Genomic DNA, 18,240 nt, shown 5'->3' on the forward strand with positions numbered 1-18,240 from the left:
GTGCACGAGCTTGACCTCTCTCCCAGCTGAAGCAGGGAGATTCTTCCCTCGCGGGTCGAGTTTTCTGCTTCACAGCCCGCTGCCGCCTGGCTTACCAGCAAGGGACGGTGTACCGCCCACGGTCCTACACAAGCTCCACAGACCTGACATCCCACCAGCCCGGCGGTAGACCCGCCGACTTGACTACCGCCGAACGGGCGCGCCAACCGTACCAGCCGCTCCGCCGAACGCCACACCCGCGGATCAGAGGGTTCGCGGCGAGCAGGCTCCCGTGCCCGCCGCCCACGTCGACGAGCGTGCCGAACCTCGACCAGTCGAAGTTCGAGACGACCAGCGGGATCCAGTCGCGCATGCGGTCGTTCATCTGCCGGTCGAAGGCCTCACGCAGGTGCGGCCGCGCGGCCAGGTCGGTCCAGAAGTCCTGGCCGTAGCGCACCGGGTAGGCGGGTTCGCCGGTGCGGACGCTGTGGACCAGGTCGACGAACGCCAGATCGGCGCGTCCGGCGGCGGAGTCGTGGTGCAGCAGGTTGTTCAGGCCGTTGCCCGCACCGGCGCCGAGCAGGGCGCCGAGGTCCGTCGTGCGGTAGCCCGAGGCTGTTCGTTCGGCCACACCGAGGGTCGTCAGGTGGGCCAGGAGCAGGTCGAGTGCGAGCGGGTCGACCTCGAGTTCGGGCGCGAGTTCGCGGGCGGTGGCGGGGTTGTCGCGCAGGCGATCCGGCAGTCCCAGGGTCACGGCGACCCGGAGCACCATTGGCGTGATCAGCCCGGACATCTGTCGAAGCCGTTGTACGTCGGTGTCCACGTGGATCCACCCTGCCACCGCGGGCAACCTGATTTCTGTCAACACTGAAGCAATAGCGAGGATGACTCACGGCGCTATGGCGCCTAACGTGTGCATATGAGGACCAACTGGGCCGGCAACGTCACCTTCAGCTCGGCCGAGGCCGTGGCCCCGGCATCGGCCGACGACCTGCGTGCACTCGTGCGCGGCTCATCGGCCGTGCACGTCGTCGGTTCGGGACATTCGTTCAGCACGATCGCCGACACGACCGGCACGCTGGTGTCGCTGGCGGCCATGCCCGAGGTCTTCGAGGTGTCCGGCCACGCGGTCCGGGTGAGCGCGGGCATGACGCTCGCCTCACTGGCCGTCCGGCTGGAGGCGGCGGGCCTCGCACTGCACACGCTGCCGTCGCTGCCGCACATCACCGTGGCCGGTGCGATCACCACCGCCACCCACGGTTCCGGGTCCCGGTCGCTGGCCGGCGCCGTGCGGTCCGTCGAGGTCATGCGCGGTGACGGCTCGGTCGTCGAGCTGACGTCCCCCGGCGCGGTCGTGTCGATGGGCGGCCTCGGCGTCGTCACCACCGTGACCCTGGACGTGGTGCCGTCGTTCCAGGTCGCGCAGACGGTCTACGAGGACGTCGCCTGGACGACGCTGCTCGTGCGGCTGGAGCAGATCTTCGACGGCGCGTACAGCGTCAGCGCGTTCGTCGACTGGCAGGGCGGCGCGACGCTGTGGACGAAGCACCGCGTGGGCGACGAGGAGTTCGCCTTCCCCGGGAGGCCGGCGTCCGAGCCCGCGCACCCGGTGCCCGGTCAGCCCGCCTCCCGCTGCACGCTGCAGGGCGGCGTGCCCGGCCCGTGGCACGAGCGGCTGCCGCACTTCCGCGCCGAGTTCACCCCGTCCGTCGGCGAGGAGCTGCAGACCGAGTACTTCGTGCCGCGGACCCGCGCGGTGACGGCGTTGCGGGCGCTGGCAGAGATGTCGACGGTGATCTCGCCGCTGGTGCAGACCTGCGAGATCCGCACGATCGACGCCGAACCGCAGTGGCTCAGCCCCGCCTTCGACCGCGACAGCGTCGCGATCCACTTCACCTGGGTGCCGGACACCCCCGCCGTGTTGCGGCTGCTGCCCCGCCTGGAGGAGGCGATCGCGCCGCGGCCGCACTGGGGCAAGCTCTTCACCGTGCCGCCGGCCCTGCTGGCCGCGCGCTACCCGCAGTGGGACGCCTTCCGGGCGTTGCTGCGCGAGCACGACCCGAAAGGCGTCTTCCGCAACGAGTTCCTGACCCGCTACTTCGGGTCGGCCGGGCCCTTCTGACGCAGCGCCTCCAGCTCCTCGTCGGAGAACCCGTAGGTCGTCACGACCGTCAGCGTCGCGCTGGTGATCACGAGGCCGGGACCGAACTCCTCGACGACGACACCGCGCTGGTTCTCGGACTCGAAGAACGGCTCGCCGTTCACGCCGAGATCGACCTCGGACGGCCAGAACAACGTCCGGCGCTCCTCGCCGGGGTGGAACTCGTGCACGAACTTGAGCTGGTGCAGGAAGGTGATCCAGCCCTCGGTGATCTCGCCGTAGTAGTCGTCCCACTCGGGTGAGGTGCCCTTGGGTGCGCGGGTCAGCACGATCCGCGTGCCTTCGTCGACAGGGGACAGCGTGAACGTGTCGTGGCCCTGGACGATCAGCGTGGTGCCGTCCACCTCGGCCTTGGCGAAGAAGATCTCCTCGATCTCGGCGTCGAGCTCCGGCGCGTCCCAGCCGTGCCAGTGGCGAACCTTCTCCTTGTCCCGGAACGACTGCCACACCTCGTCGACCGGTGCGGCCACGGTGATCTCGATCCGGACGCCTTCGTCACTCATCTGCTACTCCGGGATGGCCCATCGTGACCACCCGGTACGGGCGGCCTGTGTCGGTGTCGTACTTCAACGCGATCTGCCGCACCGCTTCGGCCAGGTCGCTGGTGAACTCGTGGACGTCGCCGGGCGCGCCGAAGCGGACCGTCGCTTCCACGGTGAACGTGAGCAAGCGCTTTCCCGCGTCGGCCGCGGCACCCGACATCCGTTCGACCTCGCGGGCCGTGTCCTCGGCGACGGACACCAGGTGCGTCGCGGCGAACTGGTCTTGAACGTCGGCGGCGATCTCGCGGCCGGGCTTCGCGCGCAGGACGCGTTCGACGCAGCCACGCCGCTGGCGTTCCTCCACCAGTTCGACGAGTCCCGCCTGTTCCAGGGCCCGCACGTGGTAGTTGACCCGCTGCCTGGGCAGGTCGAGAGCCGCCGCGAGCTGCGTCGCCGAGGCGGGCGACTTCAACAGCTCCAGCAGCGACAGGCGCAACGGCGACAGCTCCACGCCTAGCACAGTCCCATTTGACAAATTGATTTGTCAATACCGGAACGCGACCGGAAACAGGTAAGTTCGTTGACGGTTGCAACAAATCGCCCCACCCTGGGGCCGTGAGAACCCCCCTGCTGGTGGCAGCGTTGGCAGCAGCGGCGATCGTTCCTGTGTGGACGGTCGCGGCGCAGGCCGACGTGGTGCCCGGAACCGCCTATCAAGTGACGAACGTCGGCAGCGGAAAGTGCGTGGAGTCGCTGGGAACGGCCAACGGCGCGCAGCTCCGCCAACAAGGATGCTCGGGACAGACCTGGACCTTCACGCCCACGAGCGACGGGTACTTCACCGTCGGCCAGGGTCAGGTCTGGGACGTCTCGAACGTCTCGGTCGCGGACAACGCGGCTGTCCACATGTGGCAGTCGTTCAACGCGAACAACCAGCAATGGCGCCCCGAACAGGTCGGTACGGACACCTACCGGTTCGTGAACCGCAACAGCGCCAAGTGCCTCGACGTGCCCGGTGCGTCCACCGGTGACGTCCAGCTGGTCCAGTACACCTGCAACGGGACCAACGCGCAGCTCTTCCGCCTCACCGGCGGCACGCAGCAGCCCGGCCAGCCCGACTTCGGCCCGAACGTGCTCGTCTTCGACCCGTCGATGCCCGCCTCCACCATCCAGGCGCGGCTCGACGACGTCTTCCGCCAGCAGGAGGAGGGCCAGTACGACGCGCGCCGGTACGCGATCATGTTCAAGCCCGGCAACTACAACGTCGACGTCAACATCGGCTTCTTCACCCAGGTCCTCGGCCTGGGCATGCTGCCGGACGGCGTGACGATCAACGGCCAGGTGCACGTCGAGGCCGACTGGTTCCAGGGCAACGCGACCCACAACTTCTGGCGTGGCGCGGAGAACCTCGCGATCCGGCCGCCGTCGGGCACCAACACCTGGGCCGTGTCGCAGGCGTCCGCGATGCGCCGCACCAAGACCTACGGCAACATGCAGCTCGACGACAACGGCTGGTCCAGCGGCGGTTTCCTGGCCGACTCCGTGGTCACGGGCCAGGTGCGCTCCGGATCACAGCAGCAGTGGCTCTCGCGCAACACCGAGTGGGGTTCGTGGACCGGTGAGAACTGGAACATGGTGTTCGTCGGTGCGCGCAACGCGCCGCAGACCTCGTTCCCGGAACCGCCGTACACGAACGTCGCGCAGACCCCGGTCGTGCGGGAGAAGCCGTTCCTGAACGTCGACGGCGGCGGCAACTACAACGTGTTCGTCCCGGCGCTGCGCTCCAACACCAGCGGTACCACCTGGGCGTCGGGCAACCAGCAGGGCACGAACATCCCGCTGTCGCAGTTCTACATCGCGAAGCCGGGCACCTCCGCGGCGACGATCAACGCGCAGCTCGCGGCCGGCAAGCACCTGCTGCTCACGCCGGGCATCCACCAGGTGTCCGAGCCGATCCGCGTCACCCGCCCCGACACCGTCGTGCTGGGCCTCGGTCTCGCGACCGTCATGCCCATCAACGGAAACATGGCACTGGACGTGGCCGATGTGGACGGTGTGAAGATCGCCGGCATCCTCGTCGACGCGGCCCCGACCAACTCGCCGCTGCTGATGCAGGTCGGCGCGCCGGGCAGCAACGCCGACCACTCCGCCAACCCGACCTCGCTGCACGACGTCTACGCGCGCATCGGCGGCTCGGCCGTCGGGCGGGCCGCGACCTCGTTGGTGGTCAACAGCCACAACGTGATCGGTGATCACCTGTGGCTCTGGCGGGGCGACCACTCCGTCGGCGTCGGCTGGGACCTCAACACGGCCGACACCGGCCTGGTCGTCAACGGCAACAACGTGACGATGTACGGCCTGTTCGTCGAGCACTACCAGAAGTACCAGACCATCTGGAACGGCCAGGGCGGCCGGACTTACTTCTACCAGAACGAAATGCCGTACGAGGTGCCCAACCAGGCGGCGTGGATGAACGGCTCCACTCGCGGCTACGCGGCGTACAAGGTCTCCAACAACGTCACGACGCACGAGGCGTGGGGTCTGGGCAGCTACGCCTTCATGAACGCGAACCCGGCCGTGGTCGCCGACCGGGCGTTCGAGGTGCCGAACACCCCCGGCGTGAAGCTGCACAGCATGGTGACCGTGTCGCTGGGCGGCAAGGGAACCATCCAGCGGATCGTCAACAACTCGGGCGGCACGGCGACCGCCGGGTCGACCGAGGCCTACCTGGCCAATTACCCGTGATGACGCACTGAACCGATTGCACCCACGGCCCCGCACTCTCCGGAGTGCGGGGCCGTTCCCGCGGGTCAGCCCAGCCGCTTCGGCCGGTTGATCTTCATCTCGTCCATGTCGGTGACCTTGGCCTTCAGCCCCTTGAAGTCGACGCCCAGCGCGTCGAGCGCGGTCGAGGCCCGGCGCAGTCCCGCGTCGTCCGGCTTCTCGGCGGCGGTGAGGATCACGCGGTAGCTGAAGAAGTCGAGCTTCTCGTCGTAGGTCAGCGCGCCCTCTTCGCTGAAGCCGGCGTCCCGCATGAAGTCGAAGCCCGCGAGCCGGTCCCGCAACGTCGCGCGCTGGTCGTCGGTGAGGTCGGCGAAGCGTCCGCGGACGAGTACTCGGTAGGTGTGTTCAGCCACGAGCGAAGATGCTGCCTGATCCCACGCCGGTCTGGCGAACGATTTCCCCCGTGCGGAAGAATCGGGACCATGAACGCAAAAGAGCTGGTCACGCGCATCCGGACGGAGCTGCACCCCGGTGACCACGACAACCTCGTGGTGAAGCTGATCGAAACCGGGCAGGCTCCGCGCGCCGTGATCCAGACGTTCGCCGCGGAAGAGAACCACATCGTGTCGTCGGACTGGCGAACATTTCTGGCGCTGGCCTCGAAGGCAGAGGAACCGAACGCGCGGGCGTTCTTCACGCTGCTCGCGGGCGGTGAGGAGCTGGTGCTGCCGATGTTGCCGGCGCTGGCCGAGGCGTCGGGCATGTCCGCCAAGGACTTCCAGAACTACGAACCGTTCCCCGGCTGCCAGGCCTACCCCGCGTACCAGGCGTGGATGGCGCTCAACGGCGACCCGGCGGACGTGATCCTCGCGATCCTGGCGAACTTCACCGCGTGGGGCGGGTACTGCGCGCGCATGGCGAAGGGGCTGCGCGAGCACTACGGGTTCGGCGACGAGGCGTGCGCGTTCGTCGACTTCTTCGCCACGCCCGCGCCGCAGCTGGAGGAGCGTGCGATCGCCGCGATCCAGGCCTCGCTCGACGCGGGCTGGCAGCCGAAGCACGCGTGGCGCTACGGCCGCCTGCTGCAGGCGTACGAACTGCAGTTCTGGTCCACCCTGGCCTGACCTTGATGAGGGGAGCTTTCATAAACCTCAGGTTTATGAAAGCTCCCCTCATCAACTGATCATCGGGGCAGATAGGCCCGGTGGGCCTTGGAGAACTCGTAGTTGTTGTACCTGTCCCAGTTGATCGACCACGTCATGAGGCCGCGCAGGTTGGGGTACACGCCCTTCGGCTTGTAGCTGCCGCACCGGGTGCCCTTGGTGAGGCAGTCCAGCGCGGTCTGGACGTCCGCGACGGAGGTGAACCCGTTGCCCGCGTACATCGCGGCGGGCAGGCCGATCGCGACCTGCTCCTGGCGCAACGGCGCGAAGACCTTCGACGTGTCACCGCGCACCGGGAACCCGGCGAGCAGCATGTCGGTCATCGCCACGTGGAAGTCCGCGCCACCCATGTTGTGGTACTGGTTGTCCAGGCCCATCACGGGTCCGGAGTTGTAGTCCTGCACGTGCAACAACGTCAGGTCGTTGCGCATGGCCTCGATCACCGGCAGGTACGCGCCCGTGCGCGCGTCACCGGTGCCCGTGCCGCCGTAGAACTGGTAGCCGACCTGCACGAAGAACGTCTCCGGCGCCATCGTGAGCACGAAGTCGGCCCCGTAGCGGGACTTCAGCGTCCGCAGTGCCGAGATCAGGTTCACGACCACGGGCGTGGTCGGGTTCCTGAAGTCGAGGTCGCCGGGGTTCAGCGACAGCGAGTGGCCCTCGAAGTCGACGTCGAGACCGTTCAGGCCGTACTTGTCGATGATGGCGCCGACCGAACGCACGAACGCGTCGCGCGCCGCCGTGGTCTCCAGCCGGACCTGGCCGTTCTGGCCGCCGATGGAGATGTTGACCTTCTTGCCCTTCTGCTGCTGGGCGCGGATGCCGGCGATGAACTCGGCCTCGGACTCGACGTTCGGGCACTCCGCGACCGGGCACTGGCTGAACCGCAGGTCACCGCTCGTGGCGCTGGTGGGCTCGGCGAACGAGAGGTTGATGACGTCCCACTCGTCCGGCACGTCCTTCATGCGGATGTAGCCGGAGCCGTTGGCGAAGCTGGCGTGCAGGTAGCCGACGAGCACCTTGCGCGGCAACTGCCCCGTGGGCGGCTGACCGGTCGTGGTGGTGGTCGTAGTAGTTGTGGTCGTGGTGGTCGTCGTCGTGCTCGTGGTCGAGCTGGTCGTCGGACCGGTGCCTCCGGTGCACGCGGCGCCGTTGATCGCGCAGTTCGACGGGTCGGCGGTGCCGGCGGCATTGAAGCCGAACGTCACGCTGGCGCCGGGCGCGACGGAGCCGTTGTACTCCCGGTTGGCGAAGGTGTGGTGGTTGCCGCTCTTGGTGAGCAGCGAGTCCCAGTAGGCACCGACGGTGGTCGAGGCCGGGTAGTCGAACTCGACCTTCCAGGAGCTGATGGCCGCGCTGGTCTCGTTCTTGATCGTCACCGTCGCGGTGTAGCCGGTGGCCCAGCCGTTCTTGGCGAACGTCGCCGTGACTCCGGCGGCACTGGCGGGGGCGAGGCTCACGATCACGGTGCCGAGCACCAGTGCGGCCACCGCGGATATTCGAGCGAACAACAGCATGGGTTCCATCCCTCACGCGTTGGCGGCCGGCAGGGGGTCACCCCGAATTGGACTAGACCACCTATCAGGAAGTCAAGGTTCTAGGATGTCGGGTCGTGCCCCACGCTCGTGCCGCCGACGGAACCCGGCTCTTCTACTCGATCGAGGGCTCCGGACCTCCGCTGCTGCTCATCGCGGGCCAGTCGAACTCGTCCCGCTGGTGGTCACAGGTCCGGGAGGACTTCTCGGCGCGGTTCACGACGATCGTCACCGACCACCGCGGCACCGGTTCCAGCGACAAGCCTGACGTCCCGTACAGCACGCGGACGTTCGCGTCGGACTGCGTCGCGATCCTGGCCGACGCGGGGATCGGCAGGGCGCACGTCTACGGCACCTCGATGGGCGGGCGGATCGCGCAGTGGATCGCGGCCGAGCACGGCGAGCACGTCGATCGGCTGGTGCTGGGCTGCACCTCCCCCGGTGGCACGCACGGCATCGAGCGCAGCGCCGAGGTGCGCAAGTCGCTGGCGCAGGTCGATCCGATGAAAGCGCGCAGGGCGTTGGAGGAGCTGATGTACACGCCGGCCTACCGCGGCCCGTACAACACGCTCGGCGACCCGCAGATGCCGCCGTACGCGCGCAAGCGCCACCTCTTCGCGAGCGCCGAGCACGACGCGTGGGCCGTGCTGCCGTCGATCGCCGCGCCCACCCTGGTGGTGCACGGCACCGAGGACGTCTTCAACCCGACGGCCAACGCTCCCCTGATCACGTCACGCATCCCCGGCGCTCGCATGCACCTGGTCGAGGGCGCACGACACGGCTACTTCGAGGAGTTCGCGAGCGAAGCGACGCCGCTTGTGGTCGACTTCCTGGAGAGCTAGTTCGTCTCTGGGGGGATGCATGCGCAAGGCACCGATCGTTCTTCTCATCCTGTCCCTGTTCACGTTCCTGCCCGCTCCGGCCTCGGCCGCCGCGTTGCCCGGCGGCAAGGCCTACTTCGTCGTCTCGCGCGGCTCGTTCAAGACGGGCACGGCCAACTGGACGCGGCTGAGCGACTACACCTTCACCGCCGACGGCAAGGTGCGCGCGAACACCTACCTGTGGCAGCAGAGCAAACCGGTCGCACGGCAGGGCACCGGGCTCACGCCGGACAGCTCGTGCTCGACCACGTCCCTGACGCCGGACAGGCCGCGGGTGCGCGCCTGCGAGGTGATGACGGCGGGCGGTTTCGGCGGCGCTCCCCATGAGGACAACGACGGCAACTACCGGATCGACGGGGACCAGCTGCACATCACCTGGAACGTCGCCGGGTGGAACGAGCAGTGGACGATCGTCACGAGTCCCGACACCAAGCTCGCCCGGCTCGACTTCCGCTCCAACGCCCTGGCCACGATCGGCTACGGCTACGGCAGCAACACCCCGCTGAACGTCCGCCGCCAGATGTCCAGCGTGCAGGCACATCCCGGCGATCTCGACCAGGACTCCCAGGGCTGGGAGCGGGGCGGGCCGTTCACCAGCCCGCCCTCCAAGATCACGCCTCGGGACCACAGCACGTGCACCACCACGTCGTGGTGCCTGACCTACCTGCAGCCCCAGGCGGAAAGCTCCTGCACGGCAGGCTGCAAGGCGACGAACACAGACCGCTCGATCCAGTACTACGTCATGCGGATCTCGAACAGCGATCGCCGCGACACCCGGTGGCACTGGTGCAGCTGCCTCACCGACGTCGGCGAGGTCAACGAGTTCTGTTACAAGCGGAACTCCCACGTCAAGCCGATGCTGCAGATCCTCGACGACGACGCCCGGTTCCGCGGCTGGGTGGGTGTCGAGGCGTCGTTCGACTACAAGGGCGACCGCACCAGGGACATGCTCGCCGCGTTCCGTCTCAGCGACTTCCGCTGACCCTCACCCGGTGACCCACCGCAGGCCGCGCATCAACGCGTGTCCCGCGACCCGAACGCCGGTGGCCTCCGTGATCGGCAGGTAGGGCAGCCGCAGCGGAATCCGCGCCCACACGGGCAACGTGGCGACCGCGGTGGCGCTCAGGATCGCGTACGGCCCGCGCGCCAGCAGTGGCAGCGGGGCTTTGAGGAGCAGGAACTTCGCCGCCTCCCTGGCCTCGGGCGTGCCCCTCAGCTCGGTCCGGTACGAGTTGAGCTTCGCTTCGAGTTCGGCGGTCGTGCGCGGCGGGTCGGGGATGCCCATGGCGTCGGCGACGACCGCCATGTCGGCGACGTACCCGTCGTAGTCGTCGAGAGGCTTCTCGCCGTAACGCCGGTGGCAGTGCAGGAAGCTGTCGACCTCGGCCACGTGCACCCACCCCAGCAGGTGCGGGTCGTCGGCGCGGTACTGGCGGCCGTCCGGCGCGGTGCCGTGGATGTGCCGGTGCACGCGCCCGAGCCGTTCGACGGCCTTCAGCGCGTCCTCGGCGGTGCCGTAGGTGGTGACGCCGACGAACAGGCTCGTGCGCTGCAACCGGCCCCACGGATCGGTCAGGTAGTCGGAGTGCTGCGCCACCGCCGCCATCGCCAGCGGGTGCAACGACTGCAGCAGCAACGCCCGCAGCCCGCCGATGAACATGGCGTGATCGGCGTGCACGTGCCGGATCGGCCGGTCGTCCGCGAACAACCGCGGGCCAGGCGCGTCGTGGATCCTGCGCGCGTGCTCCTCCCGCTCGGGACCCACGACCTTCTCGAAAAGTCCTTGGCTCACCTGCCGCCGCAACGCCTCCAGCATCACCCCATGATGCGCGACGGTTCCTGAGAAAGGGACCCCGCGCACGCAGGGTGCCTTTCAGCGGACCGGTCACGAGTCCCAGTCGTCCCGTTCGGGAAGGCGCAGCCACAGATCCGGTGCGGTGACCGCGCGGGCGTCCGTCGGCCGCAGGCCCGCGAACGCGAGGCAGAACGCCACCGGCTCGTCCAGGTAGAGGTGCGCCAGCAACACGTCCGCCGACGTCTCTTCCTCCGCGACGCCGCCACCGGGATGCAGGTCCCACTCCTCGGTCTCGCCGTCGCGGTGGACGCTGCCCTGGTTGCCGCTCTTGGGGTTGGCGTACATGCCGTACGCGACGGTGCCCGCCGACAGCCGGTCGAGCACACCCGGCATCGCGGCCGCGTAGCCGTCCGGCTGCACGAGCACACACCCGCCGGGCACGGTCGTCACGCCGAGCACGTCCTCCTCGGCCTCGTCGCCGGGCGCCTCGACGAGTTGCGCCTCCAGCAGGCGCACCGCGGTCTCAGCGTCCACCCCCGCGACGCACGCCAGGCTGAAGCCGTCGTCGCCGGGTGCGCCGCCGAGTGCCGCGACGAGCCGGTCGCGTTCCTCGACTGCGGCGCGTTCCTCACCGGTGAGGACCTCCCCGGCCGGCAACGGGTGGTCCGTGGTGAGGCTGAGCCGGGCCGGCGACCACCCGGACATCATGGGCAGCTCCGGATCAGCACCGTCCGCGAGCAGCAAGCGGACGTTCTCGGGTTTCCTCGCGTGCACGGCACGCCACAACGCCGTGCGCTCCTCGTCCACCGCGTCGACGTCGTCCGCCTGCGCGATCGCGGCCGCGACCTCCTGTGCCGACTCGAACTCCGCCGCCCAATGCAACTTCGAAAGCCAGTCATCCCCCATGGTGCCGAGCCTAGGCGAGCGCGATCTGGTCCAGATCGGGAGCACCGGCGGTGTCGTTGCCGAACCTGATGGTGTTGGCGCCGGCGTTCAACGTCACCGGGATCTCGGCCACGTAAGGGGTGTTGTTGCCGACCCCGTCGACCTCGACCTCGACCGGTGCACCCTCGTTGACCGTCACGAACTACGACCGCGAACTCATCGGAGCATTCCAAGATCACCCGCGCGGACGGTCGCCGCCGTGATAATCAAGCCTGGGCTGACCACGATCAACTTCGGCGCACGAGAGCAGGACCCGGATGAACGACGAGCACCTGCCCGGCTTCTACCACGACGCGGAGGCGGTCTCCCGGCTCGGACAGCGGCTCACGCTGCTGTTCAGCCGGGTGCGGCTGATCGGCGCGGTGGTGGCGGCGGTGGGCGGTGCGTTCAAGTGGCAGATCGGCGGCACCGGTGTCGACGTCTGGGCGTGGGTGGCGCTGGGCGGGTTCCTCACCGCCCTGTTCGGCGAACTGCTGCTGTGGGTGATGCACCCGGAGCTGAAGTGGAACGCGGGACGGACCGTCGCCGAACGGGTGAAGTCGCTGGCGTGGCGCTACGCCGTGGCGGGCGAGCCGTTCCACGGCGGCGTCCAGGACCCCCGCGGGGAACTGGACCTCGCCATCGCCGCCGCGGTCAGGGACCACCGCAGGGAGGTCATGCTCACCAGCGCGAACGACGCGGGCGAGCAGGTCATGGCCGAGCTGCGGACCAAGCCGTTCGACGAGCGCAGAACCACCTACCGCGAAGCCCGCGTGCGACCGCAGTTGCAGTGGTACCGCGACAGGTCGGCGATGAACGAGACCCGTGCGAACGTGTTCCGCGTGCTGATGATCGTCGGCGAGCTCGTCGCGATCGTCTTCGCCATCCTGCGCATCAACGGCGTCTGGGACGTCGACCTGTCCGGCGTGATGGCCGCGGCCGTCGCGGGCGGCGCCGCGTGGATCGCGCTGCGGCAGTACGAGAACCTCAGCGTCGGCTACGCGGCGGCGGCCGGCGAGCTCGCCGACGTCTACCGCCGGCTCCCCCACGCCCTCGAGAGCGACTGGGCCGCCACGGTCGCCGAGGCCGAGGCCGTGATCGGCAAGGAGCACTCCACCTGGCTCGCGACGCGGCCCAGCGCGACCTGACCGGCGCGTCCCGTCAGCCGAGCGCCTCGACGACCTTGGTCACCATCGCGCGTTCCGCGGCCGCCACCTCGCCGTCCGCACCGGCCACCGAGCGGCACATCTCGGACACGGCGGCGCGGAAGATCGCCACGTCGCGTGGTTCGTGGGCGTTGATGATCGCCACGGAGTCCCGCAGCGCGGCCAGGACACCGGACTCCACTTCGGACGTCGAGCCCTTCGGCAACGAGGGCGGGGCGGCGGCGATGATGGCGCGCAGGTCGTCCGAGAGCAGCGTGATGGCCCTGACGCCGGCCTGGCTCTCCTCGTCGACCGAGCCGGGGTCCGCAGTGGACACCAGCACCATGGCACCGAAAACGGCCGTGCGGAGGGTCTGCCCCTCCACCTCCGTGTACGCAGTCATGGGCGCAAGCCTATGCAACGATCAGCGACCATGAGTGCGGGTCAGGTGCTTGGCGCCAACATCAGGGCGTTCCGCGAGCAACGCGGGCTGTCGCTGTCGGAGCTCGCGCGGCGGTCGTCCATCGCCAAGGGCACGCTGTCCCAGCTGGAGAGCGGCGCGGGCAACCCGACGATCGAAACAGTGTTCAGTTTGTCGAACGCTCTGGACGTGCCAGTGTCGGAGCTGGTGACCGAGCGGACGACGCCGGACGTAGTGCTGGTGCGTGCCCGTGACGTCGAGGTGCTCAGCAGCAACGCGGTCGACCTGCGACTGATGCGGCGGATGGACATCGGGGACACCGTGCTGGAGATCTACGACCAGCGCGTCCGGCCCGGCGCGACGCAGACCAGCGAAGGTCATCCCGGCAAGGAGCACGTGCTGGTCACGAGCGGCCGGCTGCGCGTGGGCCCGGTGGACGCGCCGTACGAGCTGGGACCGGGCGACTACGTCTGCTTCCCCGGCTCGATGCCGCACTCGTACGAGACCGTCGGTGATGAGGTCAGCTCGGTACTGGTGCTGGAGTATCCGAAGCACTAACGTTCATTCTATTGAACGGAGGTGGCGATGCAGCCGGACGTCGTGGTCATGGGCGCGGGCATCATCGGGGCCGCGTGCGCCCAGGCCCTGAAGGCGCGCGGCCTCGGTGTGCTCGTCGTCGACCGCCACGGACCGGCGTCGGGCACCAGCGCGGCCGGTGAGGGCAACGTGCTGGTCAGCGACAAGGAGCCCGGCCCGGAACTCGGCCTCGCCCTGGCGAGCCGCGACCTGTGGCCGGAACTGGCGGAAGACGCCGAGTGGGAGGAGAAGGGCGGACTCGTCGTCGCCACGACCTCCGGCGCCGTCGTCCCGCTGCAGGCCTTCGCCGCCGCCCAGCGCGCGGCCGGCGTCGACGCCTGCGAGATCACCGCGGCGGACGCGCTGGCCCGCGAGCCGCACCTCAACCCGGAAATCACCGCCGCCGTCCACTACCTGCAGGACGCCCAGCTCAACCCGGTCAAGGCCACCCGGACCCTGTTGCGCGGCATCGAGGTCAGGCGCACCGAGGTGTCCAAGACGGACGGACGGAGCGTCATGACGGCAGACGGCGTGATCAGCTGCGGCGCGGTCGTCAACGCCACCGGCCCGTGGGCCGGGAACTTCGGCGTCAACGTGCTGCCCCGGCGTGGCGTCGTGCTCGTGACGACGCCGATCCCCGGCACGATCCGGCACAAGGTCTACGACGCGGACTACGTCGGCGCCGTCGCGAGCGGCGACGCCGACCTCCAGACGTCCGGCGTGGTCGAGTCGACGCAGGCCGGCACCGTGCTGATCGGATCGAGCCGCCAGCGCAAGGGCTTCGACGACACGATCGAGACCAAGGTGCTGAAAGCGCTGGCGCGCAAGGCGATCGCCATGTTCCCGATGCTGTCCGACGTTCCGGTCATGCGCGCGTACGGCGGCTTCCGCCCGTACGCGCCGGACCACCTGCCGATCATCGGCGAGGACCCCCGCACGCCCGGCCTGTGGCACGCCACCGGCCACGAGGGCGCGGGCGTCGGTCTCGCCCCGGCGACGGGACGCCTGCTCGCCCAGCTGTTCACCGGCGAGGACCCCCTGGTGGATCCCCGCCCGTTCCGCGTCGACCGGCCCGAGGTGATGGTGTGAAGGTGACGTTCAACGGCCTGCCGCGCGAGGTCGCGCACGTCGCGGAGTTGTTGCCCGGCAGGTACTTCTGCGGCATCGGCGTGTGCTTCGGCTGCGTCGCGGAGATCAACGGCGTGCCCGAGGTGCGCGCGTGCCGCCACCCGCTGCGCGACGGCGACGTGATCAGGACGACGTCATGAGGATCGTGGTCGTGGGCGCTGGCCCCGCCGGGATGGCCGCCGCCCGGACAGCTGCCGACGCGGGCGCCTCGGTCGTCATGGTCGACTCGGAACCGGAGGCCGGCGGCCAGTACCTGCGCGGCCGGGCCAGGTTCGGCCACGCCGGGGTCACGCACCTCAAGAACACCGAGGCCTGGCTGGTCGAGGGCGACGTGCTCCACGTCAGGCGGACCGACCTTCCGCGAGACGAGACGTCTCGTCTCGCGGATTCCGGCTGGGATGGCGCGCTTGATCGCGAGCGGCTTTCACAAGACGAGACGTCTCGTCTCGCCCCAGGTCCGCGCCGCCTGAGGTTCGACGCGCTGATCATCGCCACCGGCGCCTACGACCGCCCCCTGCCCTTCCCCGGCTGGGACGGCCCCGGCGTCATCACCGCAGGCGCCGCCCAGGCCCTCGCCAAGCAGGGCGTCACGCTGGCCGAACGCGTGGTCGTCACGGGCACCGGCCCGTTCCTGCTGCCCGTCGCCACCGCGCTGCAGGACCTGGGCGCCACCCTCGTCGGCGTCTACGAGGCGTCCTCCCCCACCAGGTGGCTCCGCGAGGCCAGGGCGATCACCGCGAACCGGCACAAGATCGGCGAGCTCGCGCGCTACCGGAAAGTGCTGCCACGACTGGAAACCCGCAGCGCCGTGATCGCCAAGCACGGTGACCGCGTGACCGTCGCGAAGCTCGACGGCCAATGGCGCCCGGTCAGCCACCGCACCGTGCAGGCCGACCTCGTCTGCATCGGCTACGGCTTCCTGCCCCGCACCGACCTCCTGCCGGACGCCCGGCGCACCGGCGACTTCTACGACGTCGACGAACGCCAGCGGACGTCGGTCGAGAACGTCTACGCGGCCGGTGAGGTCACCGGTATCGGCGGCGCCGACCTCGCCGAGGCCGAAGGCGTCATCGCCGGAGCCGCCGCGGCGGGACAGGACCCGCCCGCGAAGGCCGTCGAAGCCGTGCGCAGAGGCCGCCTCTTCGCCCAGGCCCTGGCCAGGGCGCACGCAGTGCAGCCGGGCTGGCAGACGTGGCTCGACCCGGACACCACCGTGTGCCGCTGCGAGAAGGTCCGCCTCGAAGACCTGACCGATGCCGTGAGCATGCGCGAACTCAAGCTCAGCAGCCGTGTCGCGATGGGCCGCTGCCAGGGCCGCATCTGCGGCCGCAACGCCGCGGACCTGACCGGCGTCCCGTTCGACGGCCAGCGCCGCGTGATCGCGGTCCCGATCCCCCTCGGCGAACTCGCCGCACTCCCGGAGGAGAAGTCATGACCGAACGCCTCGACGGCGTCATCGTCGCCACCGCGCTGCCCTACGCGGAAGACCCTAAGGCCCCGGCCGGGCTCCGTCCCGACCTGGAGAAGTTCGCCGAGCACTGCCGGTGGGTCGTGGACAGCGGCTGCCGCGGCGTCGGCCCGAACGGGTCGCTGGGCGAGTACTCGTCGCTGACCGACGCGGAACGGCGTGAGGTCGCGCAGACCGCCATCGCTGCGGTCAAGGGGCGCGGCATCGCGGTCATCGGCGTGCACGGCGTGGGCGCGCACCAGGCCCGGCACTGGGCCGAGCTCGCGGCCGAGGACGGCGCGGACGGCGTGCTGTGCCTGCCGCCGACGATGTACCGGGCCAACCGCGGCGAGGTCGTGCACCACTTCCGCGAGGTCGCGAAGGCCGGGCTGCCGATCATGGTCTACAACAACCCGATCGACACCAAGGTCGACCTGACGCCGGACCTGCTGGCCGAGCTCGGCCAGATCGAGAACGTCGTGGCGGTCAAGGAGTTCTCCGGCGACGTCCGGCGCGTGCTGGAGATCCGCGCGGCCGCCCCGCACCTCACCGTCGTGGCGGGTGCGGACGACGTCGTGCTGGAGAGCCTGCTGATGGGCGCGACGGGCTGGTTCGCGGGCTACCCCAACGTGTTCCCGGCCGAGAGCAAGCAGCTGTTCGACCTGGCACTGGAGGGCAGCCTCGACGAGGCGCGGGCGTTGTACGAGAAGCTCGTGCCGGCGTTCCGCTGGGACTCGCGCACCGAGTTCGTGCAGGCCATCAAGCGTTCGATGGACTACGTCGGCCGCTACGGCGGTCCGTGCCGTCCCCCGCGCGGCCCGCTGAGCCCCGAGCAGCTGGCCCAGGTCGACGCGGACATGAAGCTGGCGACGTCGTGAGGTTCTCCAAGTACTTCAGCGCCGTCGACTCGCACACCGAGGGCATGCCGACGCGGGTGATCACGGGCGGGGTGGGCGTGATCCCCGGCGAGACCATGGCCGAGAAGCGGCTGAACTTCATCAAGAACCACGACCACATCAGGAAGCTGCTGGTCAACGAGCCGCGCGGGCACGCGGCCATGAGCGGCGCGATCCTGCAGCCGCCGACCCGCCAGGACGCGGACTGGGGCGTGCTGTTCATCGAGGTCTCCGGCCTGCTGCCGATGTGCGGGCACGGCACGATCGGCGTCGCCACCGTGCTGGTCGAGACCGGCATGGTCGAGATGACAGAACCTGTCACGACCGTGCGCCTGGACACCCCGGCCGGACTGGTGCTCGCCGACTACGACACCCGCACGAAGCTCGTGACGATCCGCAACGTCCCGGCGTACGCGCACGAACTGGACGCCGTGGTGACTGTGCCCGGCATCGGCGAAGTGCGGTACGACATGGCCTACGGCGGTAACTTCTACGCGATCGTGCCGCTCGCGGACCTGGGCATCCCGTTCGACCGCGCGGAGAAGGACCGGATCCTGGCCGCCGGACTGTCCATCATGGACGAGATCAACGTGGTGAACCGGCCGGTGCACCCCGTGGACGCGGCGATCGGCGGGTGCAAGCACGTCCAGTTCGTCGCGCCCGGCCAGGACAGTGCCCACTCGCGCAACGCGATGGCGATCCACCCCGGCTGGTTCGACCGATCACCTTGTGGCACAGGCACTTGTGCGCGGATGGCTCAGCTGCACGCCCGCGGTGAGCTCGGCATCGGCGAGGACTTCGTGAACGAGTCGTTCATCGGCACGAGGTTCGTCGGCCGGCTGCTGGAGGAGGTCGCGCTCGGCGACCGCACGGCCGTCGTGCCCACGGTGGCCGGACGGGCGTGGATCACCGGCATGGGCCAGTACCTCCTTGACGAGACCGATCCGTTCCCGGAGGGCTTCGCGCTCTAGGCAGGCCGCCGG

At 69.5% G+C, this 18,240-nt stretch carries 21 protein-coding genes; 12 read left to right on the plus strand and 9 right to left on the minus strand.

Annotated elements, in window-relative coordinates:
* Positions 1-124: 124 nt before the first annotated feature.
* Positions 125-802 (minus strand): methyltransferase family protein, encoded by a 678-nt coding sequence (locus tag LX88_RS24695; protein ID WP_258950200.1) that lies wholly within the window; start codon positions 800-802, stop codon positions 125-127.
* A gap of 96 nt (positions 803-898) precedes the next feature.
* On the opposite strand from LX88_RS24695, the gene LX88_RS24700 reads away from it, so the two are divergent.
* The gene (locus LX88_RS24700) at positions 899-2,101 is read left to right on the plus strand and encodes a D-arabinono-1,4-lactone oxidase (RefSeq protein ID WP_258950201.1); all 1,203 of its coding nucleotides are present in this window, start codon (positions 899-901) and stop codon (positions 2,099-2,101) included.
* Here LX88_RS24700 and LX88_RS24705 read toward each other — a convergent pair.
* Together LX88_RS24705 and LX88_RS24710 are read right to left on the minus strand one after the other, a co-directional pair.
* A complete protein-coding gene (locus LX88_RS24705; RefSeq protein ID WP_258950202.1) occupies positions 2,074-2,643 on the minus strand; it encodes an SRPBCC family protein in 570 nt (189 codons plus the stop codon). The genes LX88_RS24700 and LX88_RS24705 overlap by 28 nt on opposite strands.
* Positions 2,636-3,133 (minus strand): helix-turn-helix domain-containing protein, encoded by a 498-nt coding sequence (locus LX88_RS24710; protein ID WP_258950203.1) that lies wholly within the window; start codon positions 3,131-3,133, stop codon positions 2,636-2,638. Before LX88_RS24710 ends, LX88_RS24705 begins: the two co-directional genes overlap by 8 nt.
* Positions 3,134-3,237: 104 nt before the next feature.
* Between LX88_RS24710 and LX88_RS24715 the strand changes: the two genes are divergently transcribed.
* A complete protein-coding gene (locus tag LX88_RS24715) occupies positions 3,238-5,367 on the plus strand; it encodes a pectate lyase-like domain-containing protein (RefSeq protein ID WP_258950204.1) in 2,130 nt (709 codons plus the stop codon).
* Positions 5,368-5,432: 65 nt separating this feature from the next.
* Here LX88_RS24715 and LX88_RS44370 read toward each other — a convergent pair whose 3' ends face one another.
* Positions 5,433-5,759 (minus strand): DUF6204 family protein, encoded by a 327-nt coding sequence (locus LX88_RS44370; protein WP_258950205.1) that lies wholly within the window; start codon positions 5,757-5,759, stop codon positions 5,433-5,435.
* 69 nt (positions 5,760-5,828) lie between these two features.
* Here LX88_RS44370 and LX88_RS24725 point away from each other — a divergent pair, with 69 nt between their 5' ends.
* Positions 5,829-6,470, plus strand: coding sequence for a thiaminase II/PqqC family protein (locus tag LX88_RS24725; protein WP_258950206.1), 642 nt, complete (start codon positions 5,829-5,831; stop codon positions 6,468-6,470).
* Positions 6,471-6,529: 59 nt separating this feature from the next.
* Here the strand turns inward: LX88_RS24725 and LX88_RS24730 are convergent, their stop codons facing one another.
* Positions 6,530-8,026, minus strand: coding sequence for a chitinase (locus LX88_RS24730; RefSeq protein ID WP_372511409.1), 1,497 nt, complete (start codon positions 8,024-8,026; stop codon positions 6,530-6,532).
* Positions 8,027-8,121: 95 nt separating this feature from the next.
* Here LX88_RS24730 and LX88_RS24735 point away from each other — a divergent pair, with 95 nt between their 5' ends.
* Together LX88_RS24735 and LX88_RS24740 are read left to right on the plus strand one after the other, a co-directional pair.
* Complete coding sequence (locus LX88_RS24735) at positions 8,122-8,886, plus strand: alpha/beta fold hydrolase (RefSeq protein ID WP_258950208.1); 765 nt, start codon at positions 8,122-8,124, stop codon at positions 8,884-8,886.
* Positions 8,887-8,905: 19 nt separating this feature from the next.
* Entirely contained in the window at positions 8,906-9,907 is a 1,002-nt protein-coding gene (locus LX88_RS24740) for a hypothetical protein (RefSeq protein WP_258950209.1), read from the plus strand.
* Between the two features lie 3 nt (positions 9,908-9,910).
* On the opposite strand, the gene LX88_RS24745 is transcribed toward LX88_RS24740, so the two are convergent.
* The 3 genes from LX88_RS24745 to LX88_RS24755 form a co-directional block, all read right to left on the minus strand.
* The gene (locus LX88_RS24745; protein ID WP_258950210.1) at positions 9,911-10,741 is read right to left on the minus strand and encodes an oxygenase MpaB family protein; all 831 of its coding nucleotides are present in this window, start codon (positions 10,739-10,741) and stop codon (positions 9,911-9,913) included.
* A gap of 69 nt (positions 10,742-10,810) precedes the next feature.
* Positions 10,811-11,626: an ankyrin repeat domain-containing protein gene (locus LX88_RS24750; protein ID WP_258950211.1), complete on the minus strand. Its 816-nt coding sequence runs from the start codon at positions 11,624-11,626 to the stop codon at positions 10,811-10,813.
* Between the two features lie 10 nt (positions 11,627-11,636).
* Positions 11,637-11,804 carry a carbohydrate-binding protein gene (locus LX88_RS24755; RefSeq protein WP_258950212.1) on the minus strand — a complete coding sequence of 56 codons (168 nt, stop codon included), beginning with the start codon at positions 11,802-11,804 and terminating at the stop codon, positions 11,637-11,639.
* A 118-nt stretch (positions 11,805-11,922) separates the two neighbouring features.
* On the opposite strand from LX88_RS24755, the gene LX88_RS24760 reads away from it, so the two are divergent.
* Positions 11,923-12,792 (plus strand): DUF4231 domain-containing protein, encoded by an 870-nt coding sequence (locus tag LX88_RS24760; RefSeq protein WP_258950213.1) that lies wholly within the window; start codon positions 11,923-11,925, stop codon positions 12,790-12,792.
* 13 nt (positions 12,793-12,805) lie between these two features.
* On the opposite strand, the gene LX88_RS24765 is transcribed toward LX88_RS24760, so the two are convergent.
* Positions 12,806-13,192, minus strand: coding sequence for a hypothetical protein (locus tag LX88_RS24765; protein ID WP_090070280.1), 387 nt, complete (start codon positions 13,190-13,192; stop codon positions 12,806-12,808).
* A gap of 30 nt (positions 13,193-13,222) precedes the next feature.
* On the opposite strand from LX88_RS24765, the gene LX88_RS24770 reads away from it, so the two are divergent.
* The 6 genes from LX88_RS24770 to LX88_RS24795 are packed head-to-tail and all read left to right on the plus strand — an operon-like array spanning position 13,223 to position 18,228.
* Positions 13,223-13,768 (plus strand): helix-turn-helix domain-containing protein, encoded by a 546-nt coding sequence (locus LX88_RS24770; protein ID WP_258950214.1) that lies wholly within the window; start codon positions 13,223-13,225, stop codon positions 13,766-13,768.
* Between the two features lie 27 nt (positions 13,769-13,795).
* Positions 13,796-14,875 carry an NAD(P)/FAD-dependent oxidoreductase gene (locus LX88_RS24775; protein ID WP_258950215.1) on the plus strand — a complete coding sequence of 360 codons (1,080 nt, stop codon included), beginning with the start codon at positions 13,796-13,798 and terminating at the stop codon, positions 14,873-14,875.
* Positions 14,872-15,054 carry a 2Fe-2S iron-sulfur cluster-binding protein gene (locus tag LX88_RS24780; protein WP_308203457.1) on the plus strand — a complete coding sequence of 61 codons (183 nt, stop codon included), beginning with the start codon at positions 14,872-14,874 and terminating at the stop codon, positions 15,052-15,054. The genes LX88_RS24775 and LX88_RS24780 overlap by 4 nt, the downstream gene beginning before the upstream one ends.
* Entirely contained in the window at positions 15,051-16,349 is a 1,299-nt protein-coding gene (locus LX88_RS24785) for an NAD(P)/FAD-dependent oxidoreductase (RefSeq protein WP_258950216.1), read from the plus strand. The genes LX88_RS24780 and LX88_RS24785 overlap by 4 nt, the downstream gene beginning before the upstream one ends.
* Positions 16,346-17,239, plus strand: coding sequence for a dihydrodipicolinate synthase family protein (locus tag LX88_RS24790; RefSeq protein WP_258950217.1), 894 nt, complete (start codon positions 16,346-16,348; stop codon positions 17,237-17,239). The genes LX88_RS24785 and LX88_RS24790 overlap by 4 nt, the downstream gene beginning before the upstream one ends.
* Positions 17,236-18,228, plus strand: a complete 993-nt coding sequence (locus LX88_RS24795; RefSeq protein ID WP_258950218.1) for a proline racemase family protein — start codon at positions 17,236-17,238, stop codon at positions 18,226-18,228. Before LX88_RS24790 ends, LX88_RS24795 begins: the two co-directional genes overlap by 4 nt.
* Positions 18,229-18,240 lie beyond the last annotated feature (12 nt).

Source organism: Lentzea californiensis, from assembly GCF_024648825.1.
GTDB lineage: Bacteria > Actinomycetota > Actinomycetes > Mycobacteriales > Pseudonocardiaceae > Lentzea > Lentzea californiensis.